This window comes from Kineococcus siccus, from assembly GCF_009906795.1.
GTDB lineage: Bacteria > Actinomycetota > Actinomycetes > Actinomycetales > Kineococcaceae > Kineococcus > Kineococcus siccus.
On sequence record NZ_JAAALN010000122.1, the window covers coordinates 1 to 13,218 of the forward strand.

Annotated in this window: 11 protein-coding genes; 3 read left to right on the forward strand and 8 right to left on the reverse strand. The window is 75.6% G+C overall.

What is annotated here, in order from left to right:
• Positions 1-789, forward strand: a 789-nt coding sequence (locus GTR02_RS13825; protein ID WP_338073805.1) for an MIP/aquaporin family protein, incomplete at its 5' end; no start/stop codon positions are given.
• Between the two features lie 58 nt (positions 790-847).
• A complete protein-coding gene (locus tag GTR02_RS13830; RefSeq protein ID WP_166608079.1) occupies positions 848-1,063 on the forward strand; it encodes a hypothetical protein in 216 nt (71 codons plus the stop codon).
• Between the two features lie 7 nt (positions 1,064-1,070).
• Here the strand turns inward: GTR02_RS13830 and GTR02_RS13835 are convergent, their stop codons facing one another.
• The 6 genes from GTR02_RS13835 to GTR02_RS13860 are packed head-to-tail and all read right to left on the reverse strand — an operon-like array spanning position 1,071 to position 7,607.
• Positions 1,071-2,033 carry a TIM barrel protein gene (locus GTR02_RS13835; RefSeq protein ID WP_166608080.1) on the reverse strand — a complete coding sequence of 321 codons (963 nt, stop codon included), beginning with the start codon at positions 2,031-2,033 and terminating at the stop codon, positions 1,071-1,073.
• Entirely contained in the window at positions 2,030-3,187 is a 1,158-nt protein-coding gene (locus GTR02_RS13840; RefSeq protein ID WP_166608081.1) for a Gfo/Idh/MocA family oxidoreductase, read from the reverse strand. Before GTR02_RS13840 ends, GTR02_RS13835 begins: the two co-directional genes overlap by 4 nt.
• A 48-nt stretch (positions 3,188-3,235) precedes the next feature.
• On the reverse strand, positions 3,236-4,474 hold the full coding sequence (locus tag GTR02_RS13845; protein ID WP_166608082.1) for a GNAT family N-acetyltransferase: 1,239 nt from the start codon (positions 4,472-4,474) through the stop codon (positions 3,236-3,238).
• Positions 4,467-5,363, reverse strand: coding sequence for a carbohydrate ABC transporter permease (locus GTR02_RS13850; RefSeq protein ID WP_166608083.1), 897 nt, complete (start codon positions 5,361-5,363; stop codon positions 4,467-4,469). The genes GTR02_RS13845 and GTR02_RS13850 overlap by 8 nt, the downstream gene beginning before the upstream one ends.
• A gap of 7 nt (positions 5,364-5,370) precedes the next feature.
• A complete protein-coding gene (locus tag GTR02_RS13855; RefSeq protein ID WP_166608084.1) occupies positions 5,371-6,339 on the reverse strand; it encodes an ABC transporter permease subunit in 969 nt (322 codons plus the stop codon).
• Positions 6,336-7,607 (reverse strand): ABC transporter substrate-binding protein, encoded by a 1,272-nt coding sequence (locus tag GTR02_RS13860; protein ID WP_166608085.1) that lies wholly within the window; start codon positions 7,605-7,607, stop codon positions 6,336-6,338. The genes GTR02_RS13855 and GTR02_RS13860 overlap by 4 nt, the downstream gene beginning before the upstream one ends.
• 165 nt (positions 7,608-7,772) lie before the next feature.
• Here GTR02_RS13860 and GTR02_RS13865 point away from each other — a divergent pair, with 165 nt between their 5' ends.
• A complete protein-coding gene (locus tag GTR02_RS13865; RefSeq protein WP_205709247.1) occupies positions 7,773-8,525 on the forward strand; it encodes a DeoR family transcriptional regulator in 753 nt (250 codons plus the stop codon).
• Between the two features lie 83 nt (positions 8,526-8,608).
• On the opposite strand, the gene GTR02_RS13870 is transcribed toward GTR02_RS13865, so the two are convergent.
• Complete coding sequence (locus GTR02_RS13870) at positions 8,609-11,743, reverse strand: glycoside hydrolase family 38 N-terminal domain-containing protein (protein WP_166608086.1); 3,135 nt, start codon at positions 11,741-11,743, stop codon at positions 8,609-8,611.
• 83 nt (positions 11,744-11,826) lie between these two features.
• Complete coding sequence (locus GTR02_RS13875) at positions 11,827-13,188, reverse strand: 6-phospho-beta-glucosidase (protein ID WP_166608087.1); 1,362 nt, start codon at positions 13,186-13,188, stop codon at positions 11,827-11,829.
• Between the last annotated feature and the right edge of the window lie 30 nt (positions 13,189-13,218).

Below are 13,218 nucleotides of genomic sequence, written 5' to 3' on the forward strand. Positions count from 1 at the left end.
CCCCCGCTGCCCCGCTCCGTGAGCGCGCAGCTGCGCCGCGCTCCGGGCACCGGTCCGGGCAGCACCGCGCGGGGCCTGTACGGCAGCACGGCCGGCGCGAACCTCGCGCGCGCCGGGACCGCGGAGGTCATCGGCACCTTCGTGCTGGTGCTGGCGGGGACGGCCGCGGCGGTGGCGAGCTCGAGCCGGGACCCCAAGCCGTACGACCTCCTGACGGTCGTGCTCGCCTTCGGCCTCGCGCTCGCGGCCCTGGCTGCCGCCCTCGGCCACGTCTCGGGGGCGCACCTGAACCCGGCCGTCACGCTGGGCCTCGCCGCGACGCGCCGCTTCCCCGCCCGTGCGGTCCCCGTCTACCTCGCGTGCCAGCTCCTCGGCGCGGTGCTCGCCTCGCTCACGACGTGGGCGTTCTACGGCGACGAGGGCCGCACGCAGTCGCGGCTCGCGGCGACGCTGCCCGCCGAGGGCGTCGGCAGCGGCCGGGCCTTCTTCGTCGAGGCCGTCATCACGTTCGTCCTCGTGCTCGTGGTCATCTCCGTCGCCACGGACGACCGGGCGCCGAGCGCGAGCGCCCCGCTGGCGGTGGGCGCGGCCCTGGCCGTCTGCGTCGCCATCGCCGCGCCCGTCACGGGTGGGGCCGTCAACCCGGCCCGCGCCTTCGGGCCCATGGTCGTCGCGGGCGTCTGGCAGGACGCGTGGCTGTACCTCGTCGCGCCCGTCGTCGGCGGCGTGCTGGCCGCGGTCGTGTACGACCGCGTCTTGGCCCCCGCCGAGGCGCCCGAGACGGCCTGAGCCGTCCCCCTCCCGTCCCCGACCAGGGTCCTGCGGGACCCGATCCGAAGGAGTCCTCGTGTGGGTCCTGCTGTCCGCCGGTCTGCGCCGGTGGCTGATCGCGTCCGTCGCCGTCCCCGTGGGCGCCCGCGCCCTCGGTGCCGTCGCCCGCCAGGTCGAGCTGCGGGGCGGTCCGCCGAAGCTGGCCCGCACGCTGCGGTCGGCGTCGTCGCTGGTCCTGGGTCAGCGCGCCACCGGCCGGCGGTCCCTGGGCCGTCGCCTGCTGCGGCGCTGACCCGGGCTCAGCCCCCCTCAGGGCGGGGCGCGGCTCGCGCGGCGAGCCGGCGCAGCACGGCCAGGTTCGCCGTCTGCACGGCCTGCAGCGCCGGCAGCTCGGGCGCGCCCGTGGGCTCGTGATCCTGCTCCACGACGAGCCAGCCCGGGTGGCCGCGGTCCGCGAGGGCGGCCAGCAGCCCGGCCAGGTCGACGTCACCCGCCCCGAGCGGGACGCACGCGCGCGCCCACCACGACCGCAGCGGGACGGGCCCGTCCCGGCGGGCGCGGGCCGCGACCGACAGGTCCACGTCCTTGACGTGCACGTGGTCCACCCGGTCGCCCCAGGCGCGCAGGCACGCGACCGGGTCGGCCCCGGCCAGCGCGAGGTGTCCCGTGTCCAGCGTGACCCCGAGGTCGGTCGTCTCCAGCAGCCGCTCGACCTCGCGGCGCGACTCGACGTGGGTGGCGAGGTGCGGGTGGAACGACACCGGCAGGCCGTGCTCGGCCACGACGGCCGCGGCCACCGCGAGCGTCGCGGCCGCCCGGCGCCAGTCCGCCGCGTCGAGACCGCCGGTGGTGTCGTCCGGGTCGCGCGGCGCGGTCGCCAGGTGGGGGGCGCCGTCGTCGGCCAGGACGATCGGCGCAGGCGGTGCCGCGCCCGGCAGGTGGCTCGTCGCGTCGACCGCGGCGCGCAGCGTCCGGCAGGCCGCCGTCAGGGCCGCCAGGTCGTCCGCCTGCGGCGCACCCGCCGCCAGGCGCAGCCCCACGTAGACGCCCGCCGGCCGCAGGCCCGCTGCCGCGAACGCCTCTGCGGTCGCCGCGGGCGGGCCCAGGTACCCCGTCGGCCCGAGCTCCGAGCCCGCGTAGCCCGCCGCGGCGACGGCGCGCAGCACGTCGGCCGCCGAGCCGTCCGCCGGGCCCCGGTGCGGACCCCACACGCCGAAGCTGACCGGCGCGCCGGCCGGCGTCCCGGGCAGTCCGGCGCTCACGCGGGCACCGCCGCGGCGGCCGCGGCCTCCCCGCCGGGCACGAGGCCGTGCCCGGCCGCGAGGGCGGCGAGCAGGCGCTGCAGGCAGGCCACGTCGGCCGCCGCACCCGCCGCGTCCACCAGCACCGGTGCCCCCGTGCGGACGGCGGCGGCGAAGGCCTCGAGCTGCCGCTGGAACGCCCCGTCGTGGCCGAGGACCGCGCGCCGCCGCACGCCTGCCGGGCCGTCGCCGCGTGTCAGGACCTCCACGCTGCTCCGGGCGTCCAGCACGTAGGGCGGCGCCAGGTCGAGCACCACGGCCCCCGCCGTGCCGACCAGGCGCACCGTCTCCTCGTACTCGGGGTAGTCCGGCAGCCACGCCCACGACAGCTGCAGGCGCGCGCCCGAGGGCAGCGGGCCCGTCGCGGTGAGGACCGGCGGCCCGGGCTCGCCCGGCACGAGCGCCGCGTGGTCGAACACCGCGGGCAGGCCCGTGCCGAGCGCGCGCAGCAGCGACACCTCGTGCAGGACGGAGCCGCAGAGCACGGAGCGGTAGAGCCCGTGCCAGGCGGGCGGCAGGTCCCCCACCGCGGCGCGCACGCGCTCGGCGTCCGCCCAGTCCCCCGCGCGCGCAGCCTCGGCCACCACCGGCGGCGGGGGTGCGGGCGGGTCCAGGCGCAGGTGCTGCAGCTGCGGCGCGTCGACGGGGTGGCGCACGCTCACCTCGACCAGGCGCAGCTCGCCGATCTCCGCCAGGGCCGCGCGGACGACGCCGACCGCGGCGTCGTGGGCCTTCATCGACCCGACCTGCGCGACGAGCCCCCGCTCCGCGGCGAGGTCGGCCACCGCGAGCGCGTCGGCGACCGTCAGCGCGAGCGGCTTCTCGGCCAGGACGTGCTTGCCGGCCCGCAGCGCGTCCGCGGCGATCGCCGCGTGGTTGCCGGGCGTGGCGATCAGGACCGCCTCGACGTCCGCCGCGGCGATCAGGGCCGCCGGGGACTGCGCGCGGGCCCCGTAGGCGCGCGCGACCCCGGCGGCCCGGGCCTCGTCGAGGTCCCCCACCGCGACGAGCTCGAGGCCGGGGTGCCGGGCGATGAGCGGCAGGTGGACGGACCGGGCGATCGTGCCGACGCCCAGCACCGCGATCCGCAGCGGGTTCGTGCTCTCGGGACGCACGCGGGTCCTCTCGGGTCGGGCGGTGGCGCCGCGGGGTGCGGCGGGGCGTCAGAAGGCGCGGGCGAGCACGGCGGGGGGGCCGGCGAACAGCGTCCGCAGGACGGCGGCGGCGTCGACTCGCGCGTCGAGGAGGCCGTCGTGCGCCGCCTGGACGGGGTCGAGGTGTCCCGTGAACAGGGACGCGAGGACGCCCGGGCCCACCGCGACGTCCGCGGCCGCGCCGGGAGCGGGCTCGACGGTGGCCCGCCCGCCGGCCACGTGCAGCCGCCGCGGGCCGTCGTCGCCGGGCCGCAGCGGGTCGGTGACGTCGAGGACGACCTCGGCCGTGACGCCCGCCGGCCAGCCGCGCGCCGTCAGCGCGGCGTCGACGTCGAGCAGGCGCAGCATCCAGGTGGCGTTCTCGACGGGCGCCTGGAGGCGCTCGAGCCGCCGTTCGAGGAGGCTGCCCGCCGGCACCACGGCGTCGGCGCGCAGCGCCTGCGGCGTGTCCGCGACGAGCCCGCGCCACAGCGCGAGCTCGCTGTCGGCGTCGGCCGCCACGAGGTCCGCCACCTCGAGGTCGTAGGCGGCGCCCGCCCGGGTCGCGGGCTTGCGGTGCAGCAGGCACCAGCCCGTGACGACCCCCGCGGTCTCGACGACGAACGCCCCCGGGCCGGCCGGGTCCTCGGGGGGCGACCCGGGCAGTCCGTCGTGGTCCACGAAGCCCTGGCCCCGCGCCGCCCGCCCCGCGCTCAGCGCCGCGACGGCCGCGGCGTCGCGCGGCTCGGCGAAGCGCAGGACGGCGTCGCCCCGCGGCCGGGGCAGGCGCTGCCGCAGCTCCTCGGTCGACAGGGCGAACACGGGGCGGCGCCCCCCGGCACCGCAGCCCAGCGACGCGTAGAAGCGGTGGGTGGAGGGGAACAGCACGCAGGCGACCGCGCCCGCGTCGCGCGCCGCGGCGAACAGGCCGCCGACCAGCTCGCGGCCCACGCCCCGGCCGCGGTGGGTCACCTCGACGGCGACGCCGCCGAGGGTCACGACGGGCAGCCGCCGCCCGCCGAACCACTGCCCGCGCGGCCGGGCCGCGGCGGACGCGACGACGGCCCCGTCCTCCACGGCCACCCAGTGCAGCGCGCCCGGCTCACCCGGGCCGGGGGCCGGGACGGGCCCCGTCGGCACGGGCGACGGCCGGGGGTCGCGGTCGGCGAAGGCCGCGCCGGCGAGCGCGCGCGCCACGGCCACCTCCGGCCCGCGGACGGCGCGGACCTCGAGGGTCCCGGCCCCGAGCGGGTGGGACGCCTCACCCACGGACGGCCCCCTTGACCGCGTCGGAGACGAACTGCCGCGCGAAGAGGAGGAACACCGCGATGAGCGGGACCATCGCCATGAGCGCCCCCGCCAGGACCACGGGCAGGTTCTCCCCCCGCGCCACGTTCAGCTGCGCCAGCGCCACCTGCAGCGTGAGGCGGCTGGGGTCGACCAGGACGATGAGCGGCCACACGTAGTCGTTCCAGGCCGCCACGAAGGTGTAGATGCCCAGGAACGCGAGGCCGGGCCGGATGACCGGCAGCGTCACGTACCAGTACTGGCGGAAGAACCCGCAGCCGTCGAGCGTGGCCGCGTCGAGCAGCTCGTCGGGCAGGGCCCCGCTGATGTACTGCCGCATCCAGAAGATGCCGAACGCGTTGGCCGCCGCGGGGATGATGAGCGCGCGCAGGGTCCCCACCAGGCCCAGGTCGATCATCGTGAGGAACTGCGGGACGGTCGACAGCTGCGCGGGCAGCATGAAGAACAGCAGCAGCAGGGCGAACAGGAACCGGCTCCCGGGGAAGACGTACTTGGCGAAGGCGAAGGCCGCGAGCGAGTCGAAGAACAGCACCAGGACGGTGACGCAGACCGCGACGACGACCGTGTTCGCCATCGAGCCGAAGAAGTCGATGCTGTCCAGGACCTGACGCGCGTTGTCCAGCAGGTGGGTCCCGGGCACCAGCGTCGGCGGGTACCGGTTGAGCTCCCCCGTCGTCCCGGTGGCGATGACGACGGTCCAGTAGAACGGGAAGACGAGCAGCAGGGTCGCGAGGACCAGCGGAACGTGCGCCCAGCGCCCGGCGGACTTCACGGGCCGGTTGGCGGGGGGCCGGCCCACGGACCGCACCGCGTCGACGGCGGTGGGCAGCGGGCTGTCGGCGGTGCTCATCGCGCCCTCACCTCTCCGACCGGGCGACGATCCGCCAGTTGACGATGGAGAACACCGCGACGATCGCGAACACGGCGTAGGCGATCGCGGCGCCGTAGCCGTAGTTGTTGTTGCTGAAGGCCTGCTGGTAGAAGTACAGGACCATGGTGAGGCCGGCCTGGCCGGGGCCGCCGGAGTTCGGGTTCGTGGCCGCGTTGCTGCCGAACAGCACCTGCGGCTCGGTGAAGGTCTGCAGGCCCGTGATGGTCGAGATGACCACGGTGAAGAGGATGACCGGCCGCAGCAGCGGCACCGTGATGCCCCAGAAGGTGCGCAGCGGCCCGGCCCCGTCGATCTTCGCGGCCTCGTACACGTCGGACGGGATCGCCTGCAGCCCGGCGAAGTAGATGATCGCGTTGTAGCCCACCCACTGCCACGTCAGCAGCACGCAGATGACGATCTTGATGGTCCAGTAGCCGTTGAGCCAGCCGATGGCGTCCAGGCCCACGGCCCGCAGCGCCGCGTTGACGACCCCGTAGGAGTTGCCGAACATCGCCTTGAAGAAGATGGCGACCGCGACGATCGAGGTGACGCTGGGCAGGAAGAGGACGACCTGGTAGAGCGTGCGGAACCGCCGGACCGAGTTCAGCAGCGACGCGAGCCCCAGGCTCATCGCCAGCATGGGCAGGGTCGAGAGCACCCAGATGATGAGCGTGTTGACGACGGCGATCCGGAACGTGCGGTCCGCGGCGAGGAAGCGGAACTGGTCGAGACCCGCGAAGGTCACGGGGCTGATGCCGTCCCAGCGGTGGAACGCCAGGTAGGCCGAGAAGCCCACCGGGAACAGCCCGAACACCGCGAACAGCAGGAAGAAGGGCGCGATGGCGACGTACTGCGGCCAGAAGCGCCGCCCCGACGGGCGGGCGGAGACCGGCGGTGGCCCCGCGCTCCGGCGGCGGAAACCCCCCGCCCGGGCGACCCGGACGGCCTGGCTCACTTCACGCCCGCGCGGTCGGCGACCTGCCGGGCCGCGGCGACGGCGTCGGTCCACGCCTGCTCGGGGTCCTTGCCGGCGGTCTCCACCTTGGTGAGCTCGTCGCCGTAGGGCGCGCCGACGGCCGCGTCGAACGGGGACTCGAACTGCGCGGGCACCAGCTGGGCCGCGGGGCCGAAGATGTCGATGGTCTTCTGCCCGCCGAAGAACGCATCGCCCTCCGTCAGCGCCGGCAGCGTCCAGGCCGCCGGGTCGGCCGGGAAGATCGACGCGTCGGCGTAGCCCTTGGCCTCGTTCTCGGGCGACAGGATCCACTGGATGATCGAGAAGGCCTGCTGCGGGTCCTTCGTCGTCGCGGGGATCGCGAGGAACGACCCGCCGATGCTGGTCGGCTTGACGGGGTTGTCGGCGACCCGCCACTTCCCCGCCGTGTCGGGGGCGCCGTCGGAGATGTCGAGGGCGTGCCAGGCGGCGCCCATCTCGGTGCCGATCGTGCCGTCGGCGAGGGCCGGGTTCAGGTTCTGCGCCGCGTTGGCGTTCAGGCCCAGGGCCTGCGCCCGCACCGCGGTCCGCCACGCGTCGTGCAGCTCCTCGCTGTCGCCCGTGAAGGAGCCGTCCTCGCCGACGTAGCGCTGGGTCGTCTGCCCCGTGAGGATGCCCCACAGGACCCCGAGGCTCGAGACGGGGAAGGTGGCGGGCACCTTGCCGTGCAGCTCCTGCCCGAGGGCGTAGAAGCCGTCCCACGTGGCGACGGCCGCGCTCACGGCCGTGGGGTCGGTGGGCAGGCCGGCCTGCTCGAAGAGGTCGGAGCGGTAGAACATCGCGGTCGGGCCGATGTCGATCGGGTAGCCGATCTGCTTGCCGTCCGCGGTCCGGCCCTGCTCCCACTTCCACGCCAGGCCCGTGGCGGCCGCCTCGGTCCCACCGAGCGGCCCGAGGTCGGTGAACTTGGCCGCGACGGACTTGAAGTACGCCATGTCCTCGCCCTTGACGCCCGTGATCGCGGGAGCGAACGCACCGCCCGTGAAGGCGGTCTGGAGCTTCTGCTTGAAGTCGCCGCCGATCTTCGACGGCGTGATCCCGGCGTCGGGGAACTGCTGCTTCGCGGCCTCGACGACCGCGTCGCTCAGGCCGCCACCCCAGTACCAGAGGGTCGTCCCGGAGGTGCCGGTGCCGGCGGAGTCGTTGGAGCACGCGGCGAGCGAGGAGAGGCCGAGGCCGAGCACGGCCAGCCCGCTTCCACGGAGCGCGTCACGACGGGAGAGCTGCATGGGGAGGGGCCCTTTCTCCGGGCGAGCGCAGAGCTGCGCCGCGGTGGCGTTCGGCGGAGAGGACCCGGGCAAGTGACCGTTCGTGCATGAACCGGGGCGCTCACCGCTGAGCTTGCCCGAACGGTACTTGTCAGATGACCGAACGCGCAAGGTACTCTGCGCGTCGTGGAAGCTGAGGAACGGCGGGACACGATCGTCGAGGTCGTGCGCAGCCAGGGCGTCGCGACGGTCGCGGAACTCGTCGACCGGCTCGGGCTGAGCGAGGCGACGATCCGCCGGGACCTGCTGAAGCTGGACGACCGCGGCCTGCTCAAGCGCGTGCACGGCGGCGCGCGCCCGGTGGACCTGCGCGACGACGTGTACGCCGACCTCGTCGACCAGCAGGGTGCCGCGAAGGACCAGATCGCCCGCGCCGCAGCGGCCCGGCTGCGCGACGGCCAGTCGGTGCTGATGGACATCGGCACCACGGTCTCGCGCGTCGCGCGGCACCTGCACGGGCGGTCGCTCACGGTCGTCACCCGCAACATGGCCGTCTACGCGGAGCTCGCCGAGGACAGCGAGGTCGACCTGGTCCTGCTCGGCGGCCTGCTGCGGCCGCGCCACCACTCCCTCGTCGGGTACATGACCGAGGAGAACCTCCGCCAGGTGCGCGCCGACGTGCTGCTGCTCGGCACGAGCGGCGTGCGCCGCAGCGGCCACTCGGTCGACACCGTCAACGAGGAGGTGTCGGTCAAGCGCGCGATGATCGCGGCGGCCGACGAGGTGGTCCTGCTCGCCGACGCCTCGAAGTTCCCCGGCAGCGGGACGGCGACCGTGTGCGAGCCGTCGGCGTTCCGCGCCGTCCTGACCGACACCGCGCCCGACGACGACACCGCGGCCGCGCTGCGGCAGGGCGGCGCCGAGCTCGTCGTCGTCTGAGCCCGTCGTCGTCTGAGCCCGTCGTCGTCTGAGCCCGTCGTCGTCTGAGCCGGCGGGCCACCCGGCCGCCGGCCCACCACCGCTCAGGCGCGCACGAGGCGCAGCGTCAGCACCTGGAAGGGCCGCAGCGCGGCGTGCACGCTGCCGTCCGCCTCCAGCGAGGCCTCGCCGACGCCGCTCACCGTCCGCTCGAGCAGGTCGGTCACCTCCACCCGGGCGACGGGGAAGGCCACGCCGACCCGGGCGCGCGCCCGTCCGCCCCACGCCTCGTAGAGCCGCACGACGACGTCACCCGACCGGTCCTCGGCCAGCTTCACGGCCTCCAGCGTCGCGCCGTCGCCCGTCACCGTCACCAGCGGCGGCGGCACGGCACCGCCGACGTCCGCGACGCGCACGGGCAGGTTCAGCTCGTGGCCCGCGCGCACGGCGTCGCCGATCGCGGCGCCCGCGACGAGGGAGTGGACGAAGACGTGCGCGCCCTGGTCGGCACCCGGGTCGGGGGTGCGGGGGCCCCGCACCAGGCTGAGCCGCACCGTGGTCGTCGTGCCGCCGTCGGGGCGGGCGGCCCGCGTCGTGTCGTGTCCGTAGGTGGAGTCGTTGGCGATCGCGATCCCGTACCCGGGTTCGCCCACGTGGACCCAGCGGTGCGCCGCGACCTCGAAGCGCGCGGAGTCCCAGCTCGTGTTCGTGTGCGTCGCGCGGTGCACGTGGCCGAACTGGATCTCCGAGGCGCTGCGGTCGGCGTGCACGTCCAGCGGGTAGCTCGCCTTGAGGAACTTCTCCTGCTCGTGCCAGTCGACCTCCGTGCGCACGTCGAGGCGGTCCGCCCCCGCGCGCAGGACGTAGCGCTGGCGCACCGCGGAGGAGCGGAACGTGCGCCGCACCAGCACGGTGGCCACGAGCGGCCCCGCGTCCTCGACGACGACCTCGTCGGCCTCGACGAGGTCCACGACGCGGTTGCGGTAGTGCTGGTCCACGTCCCACGCGTCCCAGTTGTTGGGGAAGTCCGCGTGCAGCTGCAGGAGGTTCGCGCGCCGGCCGGGCGCGACGAGCTCGCGCCCGGCCGCCTCGTCCACCACCGAGGCCAGCAGACCGTCGGCGTCGACGACGACCGTGAGCAGGCCGTTGGTGAGAACGGTCCCCGCCGCGGTCGCGGCGACCTGCACGCCGACCACCCCGGCGTCGGGGCCGACGGCGACCGCGGCGAGGTCGGTGGCGCCCGATCCCGGCAGCGTCGCCAGCACGGCGCGCCGCCCGCCGGCCAGCTCCTGGGCCCCCGCGGGCACCCGGGGCCCGGCGTCGAGGACCACGACACCCGTGCGCTCGTGCGGGGCGGTGTTCACGAGCCACGGTCCGCCCACGCCGGCCGGCCCGCCCAGCGCCGCGAGGGCCGCGGTCGTCAGGGTCTGCACCTCCTCGGCCACGCGGGCGTAGGTGGCCTCCGCCTCCTGGTGCACCCAGGCGATGGAGCTGCCCGGGAGGATGTCGTGGAACTGGTTCAGCAGCACCGTCTTCCACAGCCGGTCGAGGTCGTCGTGCGGGTAGGCGTGCCCGGCGAGGACCGCGGCCGTGCTCGCCCACAGCTCGGCCTCGCGCAGCAGGTGCTCGCTGCGGCGGTTGCCCGCCTTGGTGCGCGCCTGGCTCGTGTACGTCGCGCGGTGCAGCTCCAGGTACAGCTCGCCGCTCCACACGGGGGCGTCGGGGTACTCCGCCTCGGCCTCGGCGAAGAAGACGTTCGGGTCCTGCACCACGACCTTCGCCGACCCCTCGAGGTCGCGCAGGCGCCGGGCGCGCTCGAGCATCTCCCGCGTGGGGCCGCCACCGCCGTCGCCGTGGCCGAACGGGGCCAGGGACCGGGTGCCGCGCCCCTTCTCCCGGTAGTTGGCCACGGCGTGCGCGAGCTCCTCCCCCGAGAAGACCGCGTTGTAGGTGTCGACGGGCGGGAAGTGCGTGAACACCTGCGTGCCGTCGATGCCCTCCCACCGGAACGTGTGGTGCGGGAACGCGTTGGTCTGGTTCCAGGAGATCTTCTGCGTGAGGAACCAGTCCATGCCGGCGAGCCGGGCGATCTGCGGGTAGGCGCCCGTGTAGCCGAAGGAGTCGGGCAGCCAGACCCCCGTGCACTCGACCCCGAACTCCTCGAGGAAGAAGGTCTTGCCCGTCACGAACTGCCGGACCAGGGCCTCGCCGCCGGGCAGGTTCCCGTCGGCCTCGACCCACATCCCGCCGACCGGCACCCACTGCCCCGCGCGCGCCGCGTCCTGCATGCGCCGGTACACCTCGGGGAACCGCTCCTTGACCCAGGCGTACTGCTGGGCCTGCGAGCACGCGAAGACGAACTCCGGGTACTCCTGCGCGAGGGCCGTGACGTTGGAGAAGGTCCGGCTGGTCTTGCGCACGGTCTCGCGCAGCGGCCACAGCCACGCGGAGTCGATGTGGGCGTGCCCCACGGAGGACAGCGTGTGCGCGCTCGCGTTGGCCGGCGAGGACAGCACATCGACGAGCTCCGCGCGGGCCGCGGCCGCGGTGGCCGAGACCTCGTCGAGGTCGAGGGCGTCCAGCGCCCGGTCCAGCGCCCGCGCGATCTCGTACCGGCGCGGGTCCGTCACGGGGAGCTGCCGCATGACGTCGTCGAGGACCTCGACGTCGATCGCCAGGTGCCAGACCTCCTCGTCGAGCACGACGAGGTCGGCGCCCCGCAGCGTGTACAGCGGCTCGCGCGGCGCGGTGGCCAGATCGCCCAGGGGGGTCGGGCGGAAGTCGTCCGCCAGGATGTCGGGGTTCGCGGCGGCCTCCAGCAGCAGGTGCACCTCCTCCCCGCCCGCGGCCGGGCGGTGCAGGGGCACGACCTGGTTGTCGGGTGCGATCCCCTTGATCGGGACACCGTCCGCGGTGTGCACCAGCGCCTCGGCCTGGTTGCCCGGCCAGTCCCCGACGAACCCGAGGTCGAAGTGCGCCTCGACGCGCCGACCGGCCCACGCGGCGGGGACGGTGCCCGTGGCGCGGAACCACGTGGTCGACCACGGCGGCCCCCACGGCTGCCCGACCGCGAAGGGCTCGTAGGTCGCGGCGAGGGCGTCGGCCACGGGCACCGGCTCCCCGGCCACGGGCCAGGCCTCGAGCACCAGGGGCACGCGGTGGCTGTGCACCGCGGGGCGGATGCGGTGCCGCAGGGCCCGCTGCACCCGGCCTTCGAGCAGGGTTCGGTCGTCGTGCACGGCACTCTCCAGGGCGTCGTCCGGGCGGGAGCCCGTGGCGGGGCCACGGGGTCGTGCGGGTGGCTCAGGCGGTGCGGGTGGGGTCAGCGGCGGTCGAACACCGCGGCGACCTCGGGGATGCGGGCGCGGTAGCCCGCCAGCAGGTCGCGCGCCACGGCGACCGAGTCGACCAGCGGGTGCAGCGCGAAGGCCCGCAGCGCCTCGGTCTCGTCGCCGTGCACCGCGGCCGCGATGGTGTGCCGCTCGACGGCCTTGACCTGCTGCAGCAGCCCGAGCTGGTGCAGGCCGGGCGCGGGCGTCGCCAGCGGGTGCGCCCCGTTGGCGTCCACGGTGGCCGGCACCTCGACCACGGCGTCGTCGGGCAGGCCCGCGATCGTCCCGCCGTTGCGCACGTTGAGGATCATGGTGGACCGCTCGTCCCGGGCGACGGCCGCCATCACGGCGACGGCCACCCCCGCGTACCCCTGCTGCGCGGGGTCCGTCTCGGGCGGCTCGGGGTTCGCCGGGGCGCCCTGCTCGCCGCCCTTGGCCTCGGCCATGTAGGAGGCGCTGCGGTCGGTCACGGTGCGGCGCCACAGGTCGGCGGCCCCCGCGCCCGCGGTGGGCAGCTGAGCGAAGAACTCCTCCTGCGTCCGGAGCAGGAACTGCCCGCGCGTCAGGGCGGCCGCGCGGATGCGCTGCACCGCCTCCCGGTTGCTGTAGTAGTAGTAGAGGTACTCGTTGGGCAGCGCACCGAGGACCTGCAGCCAGGACGTGCCGAAGACGTGGCTCTCCTCCAGCAGGGCCAGCCGCGGCTCGTCGGCCAGCAGCTGCGGCAGGACGTCCACCCCGCGCACGAGGACGCGCCGCAACCAGCCCAGGTGGTTCAGCCCCACGTAGTCGAGCTGGACGCGGGCCGGGTCGTGACCGAGCAGCAGCGCCACGCGGCGGCCCAGGCCGGAGGGCGTGTCGCAGATGCCCACCACGCGGTCCCCCAGCACGCCCTGCATCGCCTCGGTCGTGATGCCCGCGGGGTTGGTGAAGTTCAGGACGACCGCGGACGGGGCGCCGCGGCGCACGCGCTCGGCCAGGTCGACCGCGAAGGGCACGGTCCGCAGCGCGTACGCGAGCCCCCCGGGGCCCGTGGTCTCCTGCCCCAGGACCCCCGCCTCGAGCGCGACCGCCTCGTCCTGGCACCGTCCCTCCAGCCCGCCGATGCGCACGGCCACGAAGACGAAGTCGCTGTCGGCCACCGCGACGTCGAGGTCGGTCGTCGTCTCCAGCCGGGGCGGGTCGGCGAAGCCGTCGGCGAGCTGCTCGAGGACCGTGCGCATGCCGGCCAGGCGCTGCGGCGACACGTCGTGCAGGACGACGTGGTCGACGCGCGGCGTCCCGGTGTCGCGCAGCAGGGCCTGCCAGACGAAGGGGGTGCGGAAGCCGCCGCCCCCGAGGACCGCCAGCTTCACGAGATCGTCGGGGTGGGGGTCGTCGGGGTG